Raw genomic sequence first — 20,346 nt, 5'->3', positions numbered from 1 at the left:
TGGTGCCGGGGCAGGCGGCAGATTTTTAGCGAAATGCAGAGAAATCAACGCCCTTGATGTTGATTTGGTTCTGTAGAGCTTGGCGTTCTTGCTCATAGTTTGATAGTACGGGACTTGGATTGGCTGACTCCCACACACCGCGATTTCGGAAATAAGCAAATGGCTCGTGTCCTCCAAGAAATCCCGCCTTGGAGTCATGCACAAGTTTGTCAAAGAAGGTAATTACTCCTATTTTAGGCGGAGCACTATAATAAGCATCGAGCATCCATGCCTCAGCAGTCGATTCAAATACGTAATGACCCGAAGCCCCTATCTTGCCAACTTTCAAAGGCTCATTATTTTTACGTTTTTCGAGAAGCTCAGCTGCTTCTTCAGCGATTGTAAATTGACCACCGTCAATTTGAGATTTCCCACTCTCCAATGAATCCAAACTTGCCTGAGTTTCATCGCGCTGTTTCGCAAGCTGACGAGCACGTTCCAACTCAGCCTGACTACGCGATCCATTACGTACAATGCCAGAAATGCTGGAATTGAGTTGCTCAATTTTAGACTTTAATGCCCTGGACGACTCCTGATAAGTCACATTTCCGGATGATGCCTCACTACTAACCGCGTGCTTATAGGTATACCATAACTTCATATGCGCTTTAATTCGATTTTCGATTGTGCCATTTTGGCCATCCAGCCCAACAGATTTCATATATTCATCAAACAGGCTCTGCACTTGTTGCGGCACAATAAATTTCTTTTTCAATAATGAGTCGCTGGAGATTTTGTTCCAATTAAAAAGTCGAACCCCATTTATAAGTGACTCGCGGTACATGCTCATTAATGGTATACGTGCTAGCTCATTAGAACGACCTTGCTCTTCTTCCCCGTATCCACCTCCTACGTCAGAATGCACACCCGGGAAAACATCTTCTTTCCAATTTGAAGGATATCCAGTGCCCTGGCGAATCAAATCGACTGGGAACGAATACCTCAGCTCGTGCGCGGCGACGTAATGAATGCAGCACTGTAATTCACTTGGAAGCCATAGATCAACTTCTTTGAAGTCATTTCTTGCTGGCCTGCCCATTGAAGCGACAGTATCGAAAATGCCTAGGAAATTAAATGTAATCGGGTATGTCTGGTAAGTTAAGGTGCCATTTTCTTTTTTGCAAAATCCAATTAATCGATTTACAAATGCCCTAGCTAGCGCAGCGCCCCTTGAAAATCCAAATATTGAAACTTCAATCGACTTTATCAATCGATGATTACTAAGGGCTAAATTAAGCTGCTGAAATCCATTGCTCTGATTTTTGGTATAAATCGATTTAATTTCACCGCCCTTTTTTTCAGTGGCAATCTCTAGGGCGCGCTTAAGCATGTTATCCATGCTTAAGTCACCATTTTCCAAGCGCGAATTAACGCCTATGCCAGCCCCGCCGCCTACGGATGATGTGTCGCGAATATATTTAGAGATCTTCCACCAAGGCTCGGATTGATTTAGCTTGGTGCCGACCCCTGATATATAGTAGGAATATATTCCATTATTTGGCTCCCTCCGGGACGCATCAAAGAGTCTTGCAACATTGCTCCATTTATGGCCCTCTGCATCCGCATCGCGATTATTGCCTGTCCCATCAAAAAAAATAGAAATCTTAAGGCGATCATAACAGTCTTGTGTAGCATTGGGTTCATTCTTGCTGACATCATTGGTCGAAGCTGTCAGAGACGCTATGAGGTCATGAAGTTCTTCCATTTCAATTTTCTCCTTCCCTTCTTTCGGCAGGTATACTTTCCGTTAGAGTAAACTCCACTTTCTCATCAGGGTAGATGTGTACGCCAAGGTACTTGTAATCACCCCGTAGTACAGGAATGTCCCCAGAAGATGACGCATTGATTCCTGTCTTTGGCGTTCCTTCCTCGCCGCCATAAGTCCATTTGACCTCGGCTGGCCCCTGTTTTACATCAATACAACAGAAAACACCTCCTCCTGTTCCACCATCTCCATACTCTTGAAAGTAGCCGCCCACGTATTTCCCTTGTACAGTCATTTCCGCAAGTGGCTTTGATGTGTAATTAAATACAACCACGTTTACTGTCATTTCACGAGCCATACAGCCACCTGCGGTAAGTGAAAGTAAAATAATTGAAATTTTTATTGATTTTTCTTTTATTGAAGAAAATGAGTGATTTATTATTTTTCGAAAAAACCGTGGGTTGCTTGACATGAACTGACGGCCTTAATGATTGAGATAAATTATTTTATGCACTTATGATGGGAAATTCCCTCAATCTATGCGCTTCCATTTCTTGGCTTGTAACAGCAGGTCTGGGGGCAGCGATTTCAGAACATCGGAGAAGGAACGCTTACTCTCTTGGATAGCTGCAAGTTCGCCCGAAATTTTCGGATGTAGATAAAACTCCTCACCCAAAATCATCCCGGCTCCCGTGAAATTAACCATATCTTGCAAGCCAACAATACCGTAGTTGCGGGCTGCATCGACGAGATTGCAGGTCATCCGATAGTTTTCCCATTCGCTTCGATCTGAAAGCACGCCTGGTTGATTTAGCCTTAATTCATGCAATACTTGATCGGGTGTAGTCGCTTTTACCAGCAAGCGAACTTGATCGGCAGAGAACTTTAGGGGCAATACGGAATCCCGGAGATACTCCGAGGATAAGGCCGGCACAGTTTCATCGAGCTCTTTTACTTTGATTACTTGTAGCTGGCCTGTGCGATCCCAATATCCGATTTTGATCAACGGATCAACAAATGCGCGTCGCTGTTGAGCAGTAAAAACCGGGCCCCTTTCATGGAGGGTTTTATCATTTGGCTGTCCTAGTAGGCTCGCTAGAATAGCCGCATCCCACCACGCAAGAAGCATCGTAGTGGAATCATTGACCTGCACGTCAAGAAAATCCAAAAAATGAGAGAAAAGTCGGTCGAAGCTTAGATTGCTACGTAAAAGCAAAGCGCAAGGTTTTTCTTTGCCGCGACGTATTAATTTATTCCAACTTGATAATGAATGGGTGCCACTGGGAAGCTCGACTAGGTGTGGCGACACTTCTCTTACCGCGCTGGCGTCACCCAGGAAACAGTGGGCGCGTGCATGACGCAGCGCATCAAGAATCTGCCCGTCTTGTGCGGGATCAATCAATGCGTAGCAATATCCGACTTCTGCTATGTCACTCGTATCGCTGGTCACGAATAGCGCGACTATTTCAGAAGGCTGCGTATTATCCCTTTCCAGAATCATGTCATGCACCCTTATTCACGAAGCCGCCGCGCTGGGCCGCGCGCTTGATCAGGCACTCGATGCATACCTCCTGAGGCAGGATCGGTAGTTTGTAGTTCTGCTGCACCGGCCCCACGAACGACTTCTTGCTGGCCTGCACGGTGATGGTGCCGGGGCAGGCGACGGTGATGTTGCCGCCTTCGATGGTCACGCTGGCGCCGCCGGCCACCGCCAGGTGGATGGTCTTGCCTGCCGCCAGTTCCACTTCGGCATTGGCGCTGATCAGCTTCAGTCCTTCTTTCGACTGCACGCGCACTTCGTCCGACTGCGCCTGCACGTCCAGTTCGCCTTCGCCGCTGACGAGGCTCAGGCTGTGCGCCTGCGTTTGCCCGCCGTCCACCGCCGCGGCCAGCACCCCGATCGCCTGGCCGCTGTGCAGGCGCGCGTCGCCGGCGATGGCCGCTTCGCTGCCGCCGCCGCTGGCCAGCGTCAGCGTCTCGCCCACGCTCCAGCTCAGGCCCTGGCCGGCCACCACGCCGATCCCCGCCGGTGCGGCCAGGCCCAGCAGCGCATCGCCGGTGTGCGGTACGCGGCCGTCGCCCGGGCTGGCGCTGCGCTCGGCCGCCGCGCCCTTGGCGTCGGCGTAGGCCGTGCCCGGCACCGTGGTTTTCACGCTGGTCAGCAACGCCTGCAGCGGCGCCTGATCGGGGATCAGTTGCGACTGGTTCGCCTTCTTTGCCCCTTCGTGCGCGGCCAGTTTCACCGTCTGGTGCGTGCCCGCCGCCTGCGAGAAGGTCTTGCCCAGCGTCTGCAACTGGCTCAGCAATGCGCTGGGCTGGGTCGCCTCGCCGGCCGGGCCGCTGCTGCGTGCATAGCTGCTCAGCCACAACCCTGAGGTGGCGCGCACCGCGCCCCATGCGTCGGTGCGCAGTTCGAAGCCTTCCCCGCGGAAGCTGCCGCGGTAGTTGTCGGCCTGGTGGATCAGGTGCCCCAGGTTCAGTTGCGTGGCCGCCTGGGTCGTGGCCAGTTGCAAGCGCAGTTGCTGGTCGCTGTCGTCGAACACCAGCCGGCTGTGGCCAGCGCCGCCCCATTCCTTGGATTGCACGCCCCACAGCGCGGTGGCGTTGCGGTGGTTGTCCGCGCCGCCGCCGGCGCCGTGCCAGGCCGGGGCGTGGCCGCCGGCCAGGTTGCCCTGCGCGCTGGGTCGGCCGTCGCCGGCCTGGGCATACAGGCGGGTGTCGGCCTCGGCGCTGGCGCCGCCGGGGGTGGCGGGAACGCCGGCTTCGCCCTTGCCGTTGTACAGCGCGCCCAGCACCACCGGACGGTCGATGTCCCCCTCCAGGAAGCCCACCAGCACTTCCTGGCCGATGCGCGGCAGGAACTGGCTGCCCACGCCCGGGCCGGCGTAGCGCTGCGCCACCCGCAGCCACGTGCTGTCCTGCGCCGCCGGGGCCGACGCGGCGTGCTGGAAGTGGAACCTGACCCGGATCCGGCCCAGCGCGTCGGCATAGACCTCCTGGCTGCCGCTGGTGCTGCCATCGGCGCCGACCACGATGGCGCTCTGGTAGCCCGGCGCGGTCGGCCGCGGGTTCAGCCGCGCCCCGGTGCCGTCGGCCAGCACCGGCCGCCACGGCTGCTGCCGGTCCACCGCCTCGAAGGCGTTGCCGTAGCCCACCGCCTCGGCCTGCGCCCAGGTGCTGCGTGCGGCCACCGCGCTGGCGTCCGGCCACGCCGGCGCGGCCCCCAACTGCGCCTGCACCGCCGCGCGCACGTCCACCGGCAGGTTGTTGATGCCCGCATGCCACACCCGCGTCAGCAGCAGCTGCGCCGGCGGCGCCTGGCCCTGCTGCGGCGACTGGGTCAGCGTGAACCAGGTGCCGGCGCGCAGCGTGCGCACCGTGCTGCGGCCCTGCCACGGCGACCACTGCGCCTCCTGCGCCTGCGCCATCAACTCCGCATAGCGGTCCGCTTCCTGCGCGCTGGCGAAGGCGTCCATCCCCACCGGCTCGTACAGCTCGCGCAGCGACTGCCTGCCGCCGCCGTGCAGCGGCAGTTGCGCGCTGCGCGCCTGACGCGTCTTGACGTCTTCGCTGAGCACGGTCAGCCGGCCGCTGCCCAGCCGCCGGGTGGCGCCGAGCGCCAGCACGCTGTCGGCCGCCTCGGTGGCGTCGCTGCGGTGGTAGCGCAGCCCGCCGCCCTGCGCCGAACTGGGGTCCTGCGGTTGCGCGGCGCTGTCGGCGAACACCACCAGCTGGTGCCCGCCGGGCGACGCGTCCGCCTCCTGCAGCCGCCACCCCAGCCCTTCCTCGGCCAGCAGCCGCTGCACGAAGTCCAGGTCGCTCTCGCGGTACTGCACGCAGTCGCTGCGCGGCCGCGCCTGGGCCAGGAACCCGGTCACCTCCTCGCTCCACTGCCAGCTCGCCATCGGCGCGTAGTCGGCGAACACCGCTTCCACGATCTGCACCAGCGTGCGTTCCTGGAACACCCGGCTGTGCCGGCCCTGCGACAGCCACCACGTCCACGGCACCAGGCCTACCCGGTAGCGCGCCAGACCGCCGTCGCTGCCCAGTTCGTACGCTTCGTGGATCAGCCCCGTGCGCGGGCTCTCGCCGCCATCGGCCAGCCGGGTGTACAGCGTCGCGCGACGCCCCAGCCACGCCTCCAGCGGCAAGCCCGCCTGCGTGCTCAGCACGTCCACCCACCACACGAACCCCTCGCTCAGGCGTTCCGACCCGCTCCAGCGCTCCACCACCTGGACATCCCCGCCAGGCAGCTGCAAGCGGTATAGGCGCTGGGTATCGTCGAACTGTGCTATTGCGGTCGTTAGCATTGTCAGTGCATCCATCACTGAATCTCCCCGTCAGCGCTCCCCAGCGTTGACTTGACTGAACCCCTGCGCGCACGTTAGCAAATCTGTCATGGCGTCACCACCCCTTGGGCTCGCTGATGGGCATGCGTCCAGGTGGCGACCGGCCCGGGTCACGCGCCTGCCCGCGGGCGAGATGCGCGGTGACGCGGACGCGCCCTGTGGCCCTTCAAGCGCGAAGGCTGGCGTGAGCTTGCCGGTGCCGGAGCAGGACAGGCCAAGTTCTACGGCGAGCAGGCCGGCGGCCAGGATCGGCTTGAGTGTGGCCTGGGCATCGGTGCGATGGGGCTGCCAGTTGTGGGGGTGGGCTGCATGGTGGCTCGCGGTTCTTTGGCCGCCGCGCCATGCACACTACATAACACTGCCGCGGCGAAGTTTGCGCAGTCCTAGGGCAAGCGGTTGTTGCGGTGCCGCAAAATACATTCGCCGCCGTCGTCGCAGCCGCGGCCTGCGAACGCGCCCCTCGTGCATGAAGTCGACGTTGTCGGTATTCCATCGCTATAGCGCAATCCGATATCCATTGCCGGGTCAGGCATACCTCGCGGCGTTGTTGACAGCATCGGGGCAATTAATGAAGCGTAGGCTCCGGTCGCGCGTCTCGGGAGGGAGCGCGGTTGCCGTGTGTGGCGCGTTCGCCGGTCCTGGGAGGGAATATCTTGCAAAAACAGTCCGCTGGCGGCGTGTCCGCGCCGATTCGCAATGCGCTGGTCACTGCTGCCGCGCTGGGCCTGTTGGCGCTGGCCGCGGCCGGCCCTGGCCAATCGGCTGCGGCCGCCGCTACTGCCGTCGCCGTCGCGCCGCCGGCGATCCATCCGCAGCTGTGGCCGTCGCCGGCCTGGCCGCTGGCCGCCGATGCGGCGCTGGAGGCGCGCATTTCCAAGCTGATGGCGCAGATGACGGTAGAGCAGAAGGTCGGGCAGATCGTGCAGGGCGATATCGCCAGCATGACCCCGGACGACGTGCGCAAGTACCACATCGGCTCGGTGCTGGCCGGCGGCAATTCCGATCCCGGCGGCAAGTACGACGCCAGCCCGGCGGAGTGGCTGAAGTTGGCCGATGCCTACTACGCGGCGTCGATGGACAAGGGCAATGGCGGTCTGGCGATCCCGATCCTCTTCGGCATCGATGCGGTGCACGGGCAGAGCAACATCGTCGGCGCCACGCTGTTTCCGCACAACATCGGCCTGGGCGCCACACGCGACCCGGAGCTGATGCGCAAGATCGGCGCGGTCACCGCTGCCGAGACCCGCACCACCGGCATGGAGTGGACCTTCGCGCCGACCGTGGCGGTGCCGCAGGACGATCGCTGGGGCCGCACCTATGAGGGCTATTCCGAATCGCCCGAGGTGGTCGCCAGTTTTGCCGGCAAGGTGGTCGAAGGCCTGCAGGGCGTGCCCGGGCAGCCCGGCTTCCTCGACGGTTCGCACGTGATCGCCTCGGTCAAGCATTTCCTCGGCGACGGCGGCACCACCGACGGCAAGGACCAGGGCGATACCCGGGTCGGCGAGCAGCAGCTGCGCGACATCCACGGCGCCGGCTATCCGCCGGCGATCGCCGCCGGCGCGCAGACGGTGATGGCCTCGTTCAACAGCTTCAATGGGGTGAAGATGCACGGCAACACGCCGATGCTGACCGACGTGCTGAAGGGGCAGATGCATTTCGGCGGCTTCGTGGTCGGCGACTGGAACGGCCATGGCCAGGTGCCCGGTTGCCGCAACGACGACTGCCCGGCCGCGTTCAATGCCGGCGTGGACATGCTGATGGCGCCGGATAGCTGGAAGGGCTATTACGAGAGCGCGTTGCAGGCGGTCAAATCGGGCGAGATCCCGATGCCGCGGCTGGACGATGCGGTGCGGCGGATCCTGCGGGTCAAGTTGCGGCTGGGCCTGTTCGAGGCCGGCAAGCCGTCGCAGCGCCCGCTCGGCGGCAAGTTCGAACTGCTCGGCGCGCCCGAACACCGCGCGGTGGCGCGGCAGGCGGTGCGCGAGTCGCTGGTGCTGCTGAAGAACCAGAAGCAGCTGCTGCCGCTGAAGCCGCAGAGCAAGGTGCTGGTCGCCGGCGACGGCGCCAACGACATGGGCAAGCAGTCCGGCGGCTGGACGCTGAACTGGCAGGGCACCGGCACCAAGCGCGCCGACTACCCGAACGGCAACACCATCTGGGAAGGCCTGCAGGCGCAGGTCACGGCGGCCGGCGGCAGCGCCGAGCTGGCGATCGACGGCAAGTACCAGACCAAGCCGGACGTGGCGGTGGTGGTGTTCGGCGAGAACCCGTACGCCGAGTTCCAGGGCGATATCGCCACGCTGCTGTACAAGCCCGGCGACGACAGCGACCTGCAGCTGATCAAGACGCTCAAGGCCGAGGGCATTCCGGTGGTGGCGGTGTTCCTGAGCGGGCGCCCGCTGTGGGTGAACCGCGAGATCAATACCGCCGATGCCTTCGTCGCCGCGTGGCTGCCGGGGTCGGAAGGCGGCGGCATCGCCGACGTGCTGCTGCGCAAGCCGGACGGCGGCATCCAGTACGATTTCCACGGCAAGCTCAGCTTCTCCTGGCCGCGCACCGCGACCCAGTACGCCAACAACGTCGGGCAGAAGAACTACAACCCGCAGTTCGCGTTCGGCTATGGCCTGCGTTATGCCGACAAGGGCGATCTGATCCGGCTGTCGGAAGTCTCCGGTGTGTCCGGCGCGCAAGCGGTGGGCGGGGTGTACTTCGAGCGCGGCAAGCCGGCGGCGGGCATCACCATGATCCTGCAAGGCGCCAGCCAGGCCAATCTGCCGGCGGTGACGACGCCGGCGGCGCTGGCCGACGGTTCGCTCAGGATGACTTCGGTCGACCACAAGGCGCAGGAGGATGCGCGCCGCCTCAAGTGGTCGGGCAAGGGCAAGGCGGGCATGGCGCTGGTGCTGCCCCGGCCGCTGGACGTGTCGCGCGAAAGCAACGGCGACGTGCAGCTGATCCTGACCTTGAAGGTGGACGCGGCGCCGAGCGGCAGCGCGCGCATCGGTGTGGCCTGCGGTAATGGCTGTACGCCAGCGCAGGTCGATCTGGGCAAGGCGCTGGCCGCGCTGCCCAAGGGCGAATGGCGCACGCTGGGCGTGCCGTTGAAGTGCTTCAGCGTCGCCGGCGCCGATGTGTCCAGGCTGGAGCGGCTGCCGGTGATCGAGAGCGACGGCACGCTGGATCTGTCGCTGTCGCGGGTCGCGCTGGGCGCCAGCAACGACGCGCAGAGCGTGGTCGATTGCCCGGTGCGCTGATGCGCGCCTGAGGAGAGTGCACTGGCACCGTCGCCGGATGGCGTCGCCTGCGACCGAGACGGACGCAAGCGGCGCAGGGCGGGATGCCGGGACTGCGGCGAAGGCGGATAGCGCCAGTCGCTGCGCAAACCGCTCGCGGTCGCGCTCGGCCATTACAAAGACAACGCCCGTCCTGTGCGGATGGGCGCATCGAGACACAGGCGAAAGGGCCGCGGCCCGTGGGAGAAATGCAGTGGGTCTGGCGATATTGGATAGTGCGATCGTAGTGGTCTACCTGACGGGCATCTTCGTGCTCGCGCAATGGGTATCGCGGGAGAAGGCCGGGCATAGCAAGAGCGCCGAGGACTACTTCTTGGCCGGCAAGGCCCTGCCGTGGTGGGCGATCGGCGCGTCGCTGATCGCGGCGAACATCTCCGCCGAGCAGATCATCGGCATGGCCGGTTCCGGCTATGCGATCGGCCTGGCGATCGCGTCCTACGAATGGATGGCGGCGCTGACCTTGCTGATCGTCGGCAAGTTCTTCCTGCCGATCTTCCTGCGCAACGGCATCTACACCATGCCGCAGTTCCTGGAGCAGCGTTACGGCAAGTGGATCCGCACGCTGATGGCCGTGTTCTGGCTGCTGCTGTACGTGTTCGTCAACCTGACTTCGATCCTGTGGCTGGGCTCGATCGCGGTGAGCCAGGTCACCGGCATGGACCAGACTCTGGCGCTGGCCCTGATCGGCGTGTTCGCGCTGGTCTACCAGTTGTACGGCGGGCTCAAGGCGGTGGCGCTGACCGACATCGTGCAGGTCACCCTGCTGGTGCTGGGCGGATTGCTGGTGGCCGGGCTGACCCTGTCGCGCATCGGTGCCGGTGCCGGCGTGCTGGCCGGGTTCAAGCACCTGTGGACCGCGCACCCCGAGCACTTCCACATGATCCTGAGCAAGGACAACCCGTTCTACAAGGACCTGCCGGGCCTGAGCGTGCTGCTGGGCGGGTTGTGGGTGATGAACATCAGCTACTGGGGTTTCAACCAGTACATCATCCAGCGCGCGCTGGCCGCCAAGAACATCGGCGAGGCGCAGAAGGGCATGGTGTTCGCCGCGTTCCTGAAGCTGCTGATGCCGTTGGTGATCGTGGTGCCGGGCATCGCCGCGGTGGTGCTGGCGCCGGCCCTGGCCAAGCCCGACCAGGCCTATCCGACCATGATGCAGCTGCTGCCCAGCGGCATCCTCGGCCTGGTGTTCGCCGCGCTGGTGGCGGCGATCGTGGCCTCGCTGGCGTCGAAGATCAATTCGGTGGCGACGATCTTCACCCTGGACTTCTACGCCAAGTTCCGCCCGCAGACCGAACAGAAGCACCTGGTGCGGGTGGGTCGCATCGCCGCGGTGACGTCGGTGCTGGTCGGCATCCTCACCGCGCGGCCGCTGCTCGGCAACTTCGACCAGGGCTTCCAGTTCATCCAGGAATTCACCGGCTTCTTCACTCCCGGCGTGGTGGTGATCTTCATGCTCGGCCTGTTCTGGAAGCGCGCCAACGAGGCCGGCGCGCTGACCGCGGCGATCGGCTCGGTGGTGCTGTCGTTCGCGCTCAAGTTCGCCTGGCCGGCATTGCCGTTCATGGACCGCATTGGCGTGGTGTTCGTGGCGGCGCTGGTGCTGGCGGTGGTGGTGTCGCTGCTGACCCCGGCCACGCAGGCGCGCGACCTGATCCGCACCGACGACGTCGGCTATGCCACCACGCTCGGCTTTAAGATCGGGGCGGTGGGCGTGGTCGCGATCCTGATCGCGCTGTACGCGGTGTTTTGGTGAGCGCGGCCTGAGCGTGGCCGCAGCGGCCGTGCGTTTGCGGCCGCGGCGGGTTCGCCCGCGCGCTCAGGCGGGGTCGCGCCAGGGCGTGGCCAGCCAGGTCTCCAGCGCTGCCGCCGGCATTGGCCGTGCGATCCAGTAGCCCTGGCCCTCGTCGCAGCCCCATTCGCGCAGCATGTCGTAGATCTGCTCGCTCTCGATGCCTTCGGCTACCACCTGCTGGCCGAAGTCGTGGCCGAGCCGGATCATCGACGGCACGATCATGCAGTCCTTGCGGCTGTCCGGCAGCGAGCGGACGAACGACTGGTCGATCTTCAGTGCGTTGGCGGGGATGCGCTTGAGGTAGCTGAGGTTGCTGTAGCCGCTGCCGAAATCGTCGATGGCGATCTTCACCCCCATCGCGCTGATCTCCTGCAGCTGTTCGGCTACGCGCTGCGGATGCCGGATCATCGCGCTTTCGGTGAACTCGATTTCGATGCGGCCCGGTTCCAGCGCATGTTGCGCCAGCAGTTCGCGCAGCGTGGCGATGAGGTCGGCCCGTTCCAGATCCACCGCCGACACGTTCAGCGAGACGCTGAAGCGATGCCCTTGCCGTTGCCACAGCGCGGCCTGGGCGATGCCGGCCTGCAGCACCCAGGTGGTGACCCGGCTCATCAGCGCGGTTTTTTCCGCAAGCGGGATGAAGTCGTTGGGCGCGACATTGCCGAGCAGCGGATGCTGCCAGCGCAGCAGCGCCTCCACGCCGACGCATTCGCCGCTGCGCAGGCTGACCCGCGGCTGGTAGTGCAGGCTCAACTGCTCGCGTGCGTCCAGCGCCTCCGGCAACGCGGCCAGGATGCGGAACGCGTTGCGCTGGCTGGCGTCGTGGCTGCGCTCGTACAGGCTCCACGGCAGGCCGCGCTGGCGCGCTATGTCCACCGCGGTGGTCAGCGAGCGCAGCGTATGGTTGGCGCTCAGCGCACCGTCCAGGCTCACCGCGCCGAGCGACGGGGTTGCGGCGTGCGGAATGCCCTGGTGCTCGATCGGCTCGGCGAAGGCGCTGCACACGCGCTCGCAATGCAATGCCAGCTGCGCGGGGTCGTTGCCCTGCACGACGAAGGCGAAGCTGCTGGTATCGATGCGGTAGGCCGGCAGCCCGTCCAGGGCTTGCAGCAGGCGGTCGCGGGTGGCCAGCAGGTAGCCCTCGGCGTATTCCCAGCCCAATGCCTTGACCATGTCGCGGAAGTACTCGGTGCCGCAGACGTCGATCGCCACGCAGGCGTCGTGCTGGTTCACGGCCTGCAGCGACAGCCACATCGTCAAGTCTTCGTTGAAGCCGCTGCGGTTGGGCAGGCCGGTCAGCGCATCGACGAAGCCGGTGTTGCGCAGGGTCTCGATCCGCAGCAGCAGCAGGTCGCGCAATTGCTGCAGGGTCTGCCGCGACGGCGCATCGAATTCGCTGCGCGGTTCGTTGTCGATCACGCACAGCGTGCCCAGGCCGGTGCCATCGGCCAGCATCAACGGCGCGCCAGCGTAGAAGCGGATGAACGGCGGCCCGGTGACCAGCGGGTTGTCGCGAAAGCGCGGATCCTGCCGCGCGTCGGTGACCACCAACAGCTCCGGGCTGTGGATCGCATGCGCGCAGAAGGCCTGGCTGCGCGGCGTCTGCGCCGCGTCCAGGCCGACCCGCGACTTGAACCACTGGCGCTGCTCGTCGACCAGCGAGACCAGCGCGATCGGGGCGCGCAGGGTGCGTGAGGCCAGTTGGGTGATCAGGTCGAAGACGCGGTCGGGCGGGGTATCGAGCAGGCATAGCTGGCGCAGCGTGGCCAGCCTCTTCGATTCGTCGGGCGGCAATGGCGGAGAGGATGGAGTCATGCCGGGTTAGCGGCGCGCGGGCGCACGACTTGAACCGTTGGCGGCGACATGCGCGCCCGGCCAACACCTTCCGGCCGGGAAAGTGAGGGCGATGTGGAGGCCGCCGAGGCAATCACGCTGCCGCACATGCCGCTCGCGCCTGCTCAGCGCGGCGGCTCGCGCTGCGGACTGGGGCGCTTGGCCAGCTTGCGCTGCAGCGAGCGGCGGTGCATGCCGAGCAGGCGCGCGGCGGCCGAGACGTTGCCGCCGGTCTCGTGCATGGCCTGCTGGATGTGTTCCCACTGCAGGCGGCTCAGCGGCGTCATCGCGTCCGGCAGATCGATGCCGTCGTCCTCGTCCGCAGGCTCCGCCTCCAGGCTCAGCGCGCGCAGGATCATCTGCACCGTGGCCGGCTTGGGCAGGTAGTCGTCGGCACCGAGCTTGATCGCCTCCACCGCGGTGGCGATGCTGGCGTAGCCGGTGACCAGCAGGATGCGCATGTCGGCACGGATCGCGCGCAATGGCTGGATCAGCGCCAGGCCGGACTCATCGCCGAGCTTGAGGTCGATTAGCGCGTAGTCCGGCGGCGTCGCCGTGGCCAGCGCCAGCGCCGCGGCGCCGCTGTCGGCGGTCAGCGTCTCCAGCCCGCGGCGGGCCAGGGTGCGTTGCAGGGTACGCAGGTACAGCGGGTCGTCGTCGACCAGCAGGCCCAGCGGGGCGTCGATGCTCATGCGGGCGTCTCCAGGGCGAGCAGCGGCAGGCGGAAACCGACCCGTGCGCCGTGGTCCGGCGCCGGTTGGGTCCACAGTTCGCCGCCCAGGCGTTCGATGGTGGCATGCGACAGCGCCAGGCCAACGCCCATGCTGTCGGGCTTGCCGCTGCGGAACAGGGTGGCCGGCAGGGCGACCTGGTTGGCGTCGAAGCCGCCACCGTAGTCGCGGACCTCGCCGACCAGTTCGCTGCCGGTGACCCGCACGCTCAGGTCCACCTGCGGATGGCCGGCGCGTTCGCCGGCATCGGCGGCGTTGTTCAGCAGCACCTGCAGCAGGTGGCCGATCGCGCTCTCCAGGCGCAGTTGCAGCGGCGCGTCGTCGTTGCGGCACAGTTGCACGGTCGGCCGCACCAGTTGCCACCGGTGCAGCACGTGCGCCAGCGCCACCGTGCCGCCGCCGGGGCGCTGCGCCGGCGCGGCCAGCGCCAGCACCCGTTCGCGGCACTGCACCAGCAGTTCGCGCAGGGTTTCCAGGTCCTCGCGCAGTTCCGGCTGATCGCTCTGTTCGACGATGTCGTCGGTGAGCAGGGTCATCGTCGCCAGCGGCGTGTTCAGCTCGTGCGCGACCGAGGCGGCGTGGGTGGCCAGGGCGACGATGCCTTCGTTGCGGGTGAAGCGCTCGCGCAGCAGCGCCAGCTCGCGTTCGCGTTCGCGCAGCGACAGCGCCAGGCGGGTGGAGAACACCAGCACCACGACGGTGGACAGCAGGAAATTGGCGGCCATGCCCCAGCGCTGCAGGTCCAGGGCCTGGTGCGGGCCGCGCGGCAGCGGCAGCCCGAACAGCGCACTGACCGCGTAGCCGGCCACGCAGGCCAGCGCGACCGCCAGCGCCCAGCGCAGCGGCAGGGCCAGCGCCGCCAGCGCGATCAGCACCAGGAACAGCGAGCCGAAGGCGTTGCCGATGCCGCCGCTCCAGCCGACCATCCAGGTCAGGACGGTCACGTCGACCAGGATGTGGCCGAAGGCGGTGGCCGGCGCGGCGGTGTCGGCATGGCGCAGGCGCAGCTGCGCATACAGGTTGAACAGGGTCAACGCTGCCACGCCGGACCACAGCGGCAGCTGCGGCAGCGGCAGGCGCATCGCCCAGGTCGCGACCAGGATCGTCGCCGCCTGCCCGGCGGTGGCCAGCCAGCGCAGGCTGCACAGGGTGCGCAGGAACGAGGCATCGGTGGAAGTCATGGCCCGCATCGTATGCGCTGGCGCACGCGGCTGTCTGCGACAAACCGTCGCAGTGTCCGGCGGACCGCTGAACCCGGCAGCGCGGTGGGCTGGGGCGCGGACGCCCGTACACGCTAAAATGCGCGCATGTACGACGCCGTCAGCCGACCCACCCCCCCCAGCGACGCCGCGCCCTGGGCGCGCCGTTCCACCCAGCCGGTCCGCGTCGGAGGCGTCGTCGTGGGCGGCGGCCAGCCGATCGTGGTGCAGTCGATGACCAACACCGACACCGCCGACGTGGCCTCCTCGGTCAAGCAGGTGGCCGAGTTGTGGCGCGCCGGCTCGGAGCTGGTGCGGCTGACCGTCAACAACGCCGAATCGGCCGCGGCGATCCCGCGTATCGTCGACAAGCTGCGGATGATGGGCATCGAGGTGCCGCTGATCGGCGATTTCCACTACAACGGGCACCAGCTGCTGGCCGCCGAACCGGCCTGCGCCGAGATGCTGGCCAAATACCGGATCAACCCCGGCAACGTCGGTTTCGGCAAGAAGAAGGACACCCAGTTCGCGCAGCTGATCGAGTTCGCGCTGAAGTACGACAAGCCGGTGCGCATCGGCGCCAACTGGGGCTCGCTGGACCAGGCGCTGGCGGCGCAGCTGATGGACGAGAATTCGCGCCGCGACACGCCGTGGGACGCCGGCCGGGTACTGCGCGAGGCGCTGATCCGCTCGGCGCTGGATTCGGCCGAACGTGCGGTGGAACTGGGCCTGGGCCGCGACCGCATCGTGCTCAGCTGCAAGGTCAGCGGCGTGCAGGAACTGATCGCGGTGTACCGCGACCTGGCGCAGCGCTCGGATTTCGCGCTGCACCTGGGCCTGACCGAGGCCGGCATCGGCAGCAAGGGCATCGTCGCGTCCAGCGCGGCGCTGGCGGTGCTGATGCAGGAAGGCATCGGCGACACCATCCGCATTTCGCTGACCCCCGAGCCGGGGCAGTCGCGCACGCAGGAAGTGATCGTCGCCCAGGAATTGCTGCAGACCACCGGCCAGCGCGCCTTCACCCCGCTGGTCACCGCCTGTCCGGGCTGCGGCCGCACCACCTCCGAGTTCTTCCAGGAACTGGCCAAGGTGGTGCAGAACCACGTCCGCGCGAAGATGCCGGAGTGGAAGGTGAGCCATCCCGGCGCCGAGAACATGACCCTGGCGGTGATGGGCTGCGTGGTCAACGGGCCGGGCGAATCGCGCCACGCCAACATCGGCATTTCCTTGCCGGGTACCGGCGAGGCGCCGTCGGCGCCGGTGTTCGTCGATGGCGAAAAGACGGTGACCCTGCGCGGCGAGAACATCGCCCACGAGTTCGTCGCGCTGATCGACGACTACGTCCAGACCAAGTATGTCCGCCGCGCCGGGTGAAACCCCGGCCGAGCAAGCCGCCGGCTTGCGTCACTGGTTGTGCCGCAACGCCTGGCGCATCGCTCTGCTGTTCGCCGGCGTGCTGCTGCCGATGGGCGTGTTCGTGGCGTTGGCCGACGAGGTCCACGCACTGGAGAACCTCTACTTCGACGAACCGTTGCTGTGGAGCATGCGCGGCCTGGCCTCGCCGGGCTGGGACCGGTTCTTTACCGTCGTCACCGAGGCCGGCTACCAGTACGGGGTGATCCCGCTGGACACGCTGATCGTGCTGCTGTTGCTGGGCCTGCGGCGCTGGCGCGAGGCGATGTTCGCCGGCTTCTCGTTCGTCGGTTCGGCGCTGTTGAACATGAGCGCCAAGCAGTTCTTCCAGCGCGACCGGCCCAGCCTGTGGGAGTCGATCGCGCCGGAGCACACCTTCAGCTTTCCCAGCGGCCACGCGATGGGCTCGATGACCCTGGCCGCGGTACTGGTCGCGCTGGCCTGGCGCACCCGCTGGCGCTGGCCGGTGCTGCTGCTGGCAGGCACGTTCGCGCTGCTGGTCGGCGTGTCGCGGATCTACTTGGGCGTGCATTACCCCTCCGACATCCTCGGCGGCTGGTGTGCGGCGCTGGTGTGGGTGGTCGGGCTGTATTTGCTACTGTTCCTAGGCGAACGGCGGCCGCGCTGGCGCTCTCGGCGCGCGGCGCCCGATTGCGGTGCGTGGTGAGCTTTCGGTCGTGGTCCATCCGCGACATCTCGGCAATGCTGTGGTTGGCAACCGGTCCGCGCAGCGCTGGATGACTCTGCCTGTGTGAGTCCTCGCTGTCACAGCGCCATGCTTCCTTTCTGACGCATCGAGCGGCCTTTCCCTCGCAGACAAATGAAAAACGCCCAGCCAGTGCTGATTGCCTGCGCAAGCGCTCACGCGTGGAGCGGTTGACAAACCCCAAAGACGACGAAAACAGATGGTCGCGCAGGCCACCACCCAGCGATGTCGCCCCCAGCCGATCATCGCGCTCGATCTATTCCACACACCGGCGGCGTGCCAGTCGCGCAGACGCCGCCAGCAGATCATGCCACTGCCATAGCCTAACTCCAGCGGCAGATCTTCCCGGGCAATGCAGGTGCGCGTGACGTAGAGGATGGCGTTGAGGGTTGCTGATCGCTGATGCGCGGCCGATCGCCCTTGGGCACGAGGGCTTCACGTGCGGAATCAGCGGCTCAATGCGCTTTCACGGCGCAATCGGAATATCTTCGCGACGGGCCATGCTGGCATTTTTGCCATTGTGTTCGGTAGTGCAAGATGGTTTGTTGGTTGCTCCAAGGCTGTATCGCTTCCACGAAGTTTCTTGGTTTTTCTCGAATCAGAGTGCGTTGGTCGAATGCGTTTTTGAAAGTAACGCCGGCGCGCTTCGTGCGCTGCGACGGTGATTCGCGCTGTCATCCCGATCGTTCGTCCATGGCTGTCAAAATATTGCCCAGCGGGGCAAGTTGACACATAAAACATGTCGAAATTCTCACTTTGAGGTATCTCAATGACGTCTGATCAAACTCATCACGATTCCATGGGCACGGCGTTTTTTTCCAGCCTCGGCATACGCCTCGGGTTAACCGATGCGCTGGTGCAGCGGCTGCGCGAAGGCGAGACCGTCCTCGGACCTGCAGGCATGCTGTGCCGCGTGTATACGCGGGTGCAGGACGACGGTGTGGCAGGTTTTCCGGAAGTGATCCTGCCGTTGGCCGCACGCGAATTGGGTGGAGACGAGGTGGTGACACTGCTGGCGCTACAGGAGCAACTGCTGACCGAATACGGTTGGCGGTTGACGATGTCCAATCTCGGCTTGCTCTGTATCTGCCCGTTGTTGCTCGCGCAGACGCCTGAAGACGTGGCAGCCACCCTTGAGCGCGGACAGGTCATCGCGCGTGTCGTCTTGGATGCGCTGGTCACACAGGCCGGCAGCGCTAAGGAAGCGACCGTATGAAGCTCACACGCCAGAACAGCGCTCCAGCGTCTATCCCGAGTGCGTCGTCCGGGCATGCCAACGCAGTGCATCAGAGCGATGGTTTCGTGCCGGCAACGCAGCCGTCGCGCCCCGCGCCATTGGAAGGCCTATCTCCACCAAGCGCGCGTTTGCGCTCGGGTGCGCGCGCAAAGACCAACGCCAACCCAACTGGGGGCGAAGCATCCTCCACCGAAATGAGACAGCGGCACCCAGAATTCGGAGAATCTTCCCACGCTGCATCTCAGCGCGCGGACAGCAGCCATCGCGCTGGACAGCCGCGAGGCGGCCAGCAGATGGTCATCCCCTCGGCTGAGCCGGGTTCCTCTGCAGAGCGTCGTTCGGCTACTACCGACCGCCTGAAGGCGCAGCTGCGTGCCGATCTGAAGAAGCGCCCGTTTGCCGAGCCTTCGAAAGAGCAGGAGGAATTGCAGGCGCGCTACTTGCAATGGGCCGATGCCCGTCTCCAGGAACGTGCCGATGCGTTCGGACCGGACGCCGCCTACGAAGTTGCCGGGGATATGAAGGCCTTGGGCAAAAAAGCATCGCTGCCCATTGCCTACGAATGTCTCAGATCATTTCTCGTTGGCGCACTGCGCACGCCACTCGGAATTTCGGCGGCCGCCGCTTATCAGAGCAGTCACGCTCCCGCATCCGAGCCGGTGAGTACGGCGATGCTTGCCGGGGTGATATCGGGAATGGGATCGTATACTTGCGATACGCTGTTGCTCCCCTCGATGGACCGGCGTGCCCGGGTCGCCAACCTGCCGCGTTTCCAGGCGGTCGACCCCAAAATCCTGGTGCCAGACCCGCCTCCGGTCCTGTTGGAAATCGCTTCGGACGGAAGCAAACGCTTCATGCGTCCCGGTGAGAACGGCACGCCGACGCGCGCTGACCTCACGGCACAGGCTTACGACCTCCGTGCGGGGATATCCCAGCGCCAATCCACACTTGACGATACGGCGCTGGACACGATGCTGTTTAGGCCATCGATCAGCGGCGTCTTTAACGCCGCCCGGCGCACCTCAGGCGATCCGGCAACCCGTACGGCCGCTGCCGAGGTCGGCTTGAGCGCGCTCGCCATTGGCGGCGCAGGCGCTTTGCACAAGGCGCTGCTGGACGCCGCCAAGGTCATGGGGCGCACTGGTCAGGTGACGGTTCCCGATCTGTTTGGTGGGCATCAGCGCTTGAATCTGTTCGCCCTGGCATTGCCGGACAAGACACGTCCTCCGGCCACGTGGTCCGACGCCGTGCATTTTCCCGATTATGTTCTGCAGACCGGTAAGGAAGCGATGGCGCTGGCCGGTCAGGCCTTCAGCACGGCCAATGCGGCAACGACGGCACTACGCGACGTGCTGGGACGTCATATGGTCGGCAACGTGCTGTCCAATATTGCCTCGCTCGGGGCCACCAGATTGATCGCGTCCACCCTGCGCGGCGGGTATGGCGGTGGCAGCCTGCCGGGAGAGGCCGACAATTCGCCAGCATGGATGTTGCAGCAAGGAACGCAGATGTTCTTCAACGACCTGGTCTGGAATGCGTTCAAAGCCAAGAACGGTACCAACGCGACCCAGGCCACACGACTGGACCAGGAGCGTGCCATTGCGGTAGCCGAGCAGGACAGGACGATTTCGTGCACGCCGCAGGATATCGCCAAGATTCTGGACACGACGATCGCGTTGCTTTCGCCGCCAGTGGAGGCCGATGTTGCGCGCTCGATGGAAGAAGGCGCTGGCGTGCCGGTGCCGCTCAGCCCTGGCGCTGGCCCATTACGCGACGATTTGCAGCAGCTAAAAGACCAAAAAAGCACGCCGTCGGTCTTGCTTGCGGCTGTCGAAAATGCACTTGATCGGCTGGCCATGTTGCAAGAGGCCAGTGACGGTGAGCGACTGCTTGACCCCGCGTTGACCGCCGAGTTGATCGCACAGTTGCAGACGGTTAAAACTGCCTATGCTGACAAGGAACAGCTGCGGCAGTGGCAACACGGTAGGTCCTGAGCATGCAGCCGGACGCTTGCAGGTGGTTGAAGGGTGGCCGCTTGCGGGTCGC

13 protein-coding genes and 1 pseudogene are annotated in these 20,346 nt (G+C 64.3%); 6 read left to right on the top strand and 8 right to left on the bottom strand.

Annotated elements, in window-relative coordinates; all coding sequences use genetic code 11:
• Nucleotides 1–25 precede the first annotated feature (25 nt).
• Genes ISN38_RS02620 through ISN38_RS02605 form a run of 4 tightly spaced genes read right to left on the bottom strand, consistent with a single transcriptional unit; the run spans nucleotide 26 to nucleotide 6,054 of the window.
• A complete protein-coding gene (locus ISN38_RS02620) occupies nucleotides 26–1,744 on the bottom strand; it encodes a T6SS phospholipase effector Tle1-like catalytic domain-containing protein (protein ID WP_146169995.1) in 1,719 nt (572 codons plus the stop codon).
• Nucleotide 1,745: 1 nt separating this feature from the next.
• Nucleotides 1,746–2,216, bottom strand: coding sequence for a DUF3304 domain-containing protein (locus ISN38_RS02615; RefSeq protein ID WP_108085043.1), 471 nt, complete (start codon nucleotides 2,214–2,216; stop codon nucleotides 1,746–1,748).
• Nucleotides 2,217–2,276: 60 nt separating this feature from the next.
• A complete protein-coding gene (locus ISN38_RS02610; protein ID WP_108085042.1) occupies nucleotides 2,277–3,245 on the bottom strand; it encodes a DUF4123 domain-containing protein in 969 nt (322 codons plus the stop codon).
• 1 nt (nucleotide 3,246) lies between these two features.
• Complete coding sequence (locus ISN38_RS02605; RefSeq protein WP_241753979.1) at nucleotides 3,247–6,054, bottom strand: type VI secretion system Vgr family protein; 2,808 nt, start codon at nucleotides 6,052–6,054, stop codon at nucleotides 3,247–3,249.
• 692 nt (nucleotides 6,055–6,746) lie between these two features.
• Here ISN38_RS02605 and ISN38_RS02600 point away from each other — a divergent pair.
• Nucleotides 6,747–9,347 (top strand): glycoside hydrolase family 3 protein, encoded by a 2,601-nt coding sequence (locus ISN38_RS02600; RefSeq protein ID WP_206712046.1) that lies wholly within the window; start codon nucleotides 6,747–6,749, stop codon nucleotides 9,345–9,347.
• 232 nt (nucleotides 9,348–9,579) lie between these two features.
• Complete coding sequence (locus ISN38_RS02595) at nucleotides 9,580–11,142, top strand: sodium/sugar symporter (RefSeq protein WP_003469553.1); 1,563 nt, start codon at nucleotides 9,580–9,582, stop codon at nucleotides 11,140–11,142.
• A gap of 63 nt (nucleotides 11,143–11,205) precedes the next feature.
• On the opposite strand, the gene ISN38_RS02590 is transcribed toward ISN38_RS02595, so the two are convergent.
• From ISN38_RS02590 to ISN38_RS02580, 3 genes are all read right to left on the bottom strand, one after another.
• Entirely contained in the window at nucleotides 11,206–12,996 is a 1,791-nt protein-coding gene (locus ISN38_RS02590; RefSeq protein ID WP_206712045.1) for a sensor domain-containing phosphodiesterase, read from the bottom strand.
• Between the two features lie 143 nt (nucleotides 12,997–13,139).
• The gene (locus ISN38_RS02585) at nucleotides 13,140–13,706 is read right to left on the bottom strand and encodes a response regulator transcription factor (RefSeq protein ID WP_003469557.1); all 567 of its coding nucleotides are present in this window, start codon (nucleotides 13,704–13,706) and stop codon (nucleotides 13,140–13,142) included.
• Complete coding sequence (locus tag ISN38_RS02580) at nucleotides 13,703–14,926, bottom strand: ATP-binding protein (RefSeq protein WP_047324801.1); 1,224 nt, start codon at nucleotides 14,924–14,926, stop codon at nucleotides 13,703–13,705. The genes ISN38_RS02585 and ISN38_RS02580 overlap by 4 nt, the downstream gene beginning before the upstream one ends.
• Before the next feature lie 126 nt (nucleotides 14,927–15,052).
• Here ISN38_RS02580 and ispG point away from each other — a divergent pair, with 126 nt between their 5' ends.
• A complete protein-coding gene (ispG, locus tag ISN38_RS02575; protein WP_003469560.1) occupies nucleotides 15,053–16,318 on the top strand; it encodes a flavodoxin-dependent (E)-4-hydroxy-3-methylbut-2-enyl-diphosphate synthase in 1,266 nt (421 codons plus the stop codon).
• Nucleotides 16,299–17,024: a phosphatase PAP2 family protein gene (locus tag ISN38_RS02570; protein WP_206712044.1), complete on the top strand. Its 726-nt coding sequence runs from the start codon at nucleotides 16,299–16,301 to the stop codon at nucleotides 17,022–17,024. The genes ispG and ISN38_RS02570 overlap by 20 nt, the downstream gene beginning before the upstream one ends.
• 294 nt (nucleotides 17,025–17,318) lie before the next feature.
• Here the strand turns inward: ISN38_RS02570 and ISN38_RS02565 are convergent.
• A pseudogene (locus ISN38_RS02565) lies at nucleotides 17,319–17,523 on the bottom strand (transposase); the annotation flags it as partial.
• A gap of 309 nt (nucleotides 17,524–17,832) precedes the next feature.
• Between ISN38_RS02565 and hap3 the strand changes: the two are divergent.
• The gene (hap3, locus tag ISN38_RS02560; RefSeq protein ID WP_038238192.1) at nucleotides 17,833–18,279 is read left to right on the top strand and encodes an Hpa3 family type III secretion system protein; all 447 of its coding nucleotides are present in this window, start codon (nucleotides 17,833–17,835) and stop codon (nucleotides 18,277–18,279) included.
• Nucleotides 18,276–20,294, top strand: a complete 2,019-nt coding sequence (xopF1, locus tag ISN38_RS02555) for a type III secretion system effector XopF1 (RefSeq protein WP_187829033.1) — start codon at nucleotides 18,276–18,278, stop codon at nucleotides 20,292–20,294. Before hap3 ends, xopF1 begins: the two co-directional genes overlap by 4 nt.
• The last annotated feature ends 52 nt before the right edge of the window (nucleotides 20,295–20,346 follow it).

This window comes from Xanthomonas translucens pv. undulosa (genome assembly GCF_017301775.1).
Taxonomy (GTDB): domain Bacteria; phylum Pseudomonadota; class Gammaproteobacteria; order Xanthomonadales; family Xanthomonadaceae; genus Xanthomonas_A; species Xanthomonas_A translucens.
This window is presented reverse-complemented; position numbering and strand designations above follow the sequence as displayed.

Bases quoted from the DNA above. Each gene is read 5' to 3' on its own strand.
- ISN38_RS02580 (WP_047324801.1), bottom strand. From the start codon at position 14,926: ATGACTTCCACCGATGCCTCGTTCCTGCGCACCCTGTGCAGCCTGCGC.
- ISN38_RS02585 (WP_003469557.1), bottom strand. From the start codon at position 13,706: ATGAGCATCGACGCCCCGCTGGGCCTGCTGGTCGACGACGACCCGCTG.
- ISN38_RS02615 (WP_108085043.1), bottom strand. From the start codon at position 2,216: ATGTCAAGCAACCCACGGTTTTTTCGAAAAATAATAAATCACTCATTT.
- ispG (WP_003469560.1), top strand. From the start codon at position 15,053: ATGTACGACGCCGTCAGCCGACCCACCCCCCCCAGCGACGCCGCGCCC.
- xopF1 (WP_187829033.1), top strand. From the start codon at position 18,276: ATGAAGCTCACACGCCAGAACAGCGCTCCAGCGTCTATCCCGAGTGCG.
- ISN38_RS02570 (WP_206712044.1), top strand. From the start codon at position 16,299: ATGTCCGCCGCGCCGGGTGAAACCCCGGCCGAGCAAGCCGCCGGCTTG.
- ISN38_RS02610 (WP_108085042.1), bottom strand. From the start codon at position 3,245: ATGATTCTGGAAAGGGATAATACGCAGCCTTCTGAAATAGTCGCGCTA.
- ISN38_RS02590 (WP_206712045.1), bottom strand. From the start codon at position 12,996: ATGACTCCATCCTCTCCGCCATTGCCGCCCGACGAATCGAAGAGGCTG.
- hap3 (WP_038238192.1), top strand. From the start codon at position 17,833: ATGACGTCTGATCAAACTCATCACGATTCCATGGGCACGGCGTTTTTT.
- ISN38_RS02605 (WP_241753979.1), bottom strand. From the start codon at position 6,054: ATGCTAACGACCGCAATAGCACAGTTCGACGATACCCAGCGCCTATAC.
- ISN38_RS02620 (WP_146169995.1), bottom strand. From the start codon at position 1,744: ATGGAAGAACTTCATGACCTCATAGCGTCTCTGACAGCTTCGACCAAT.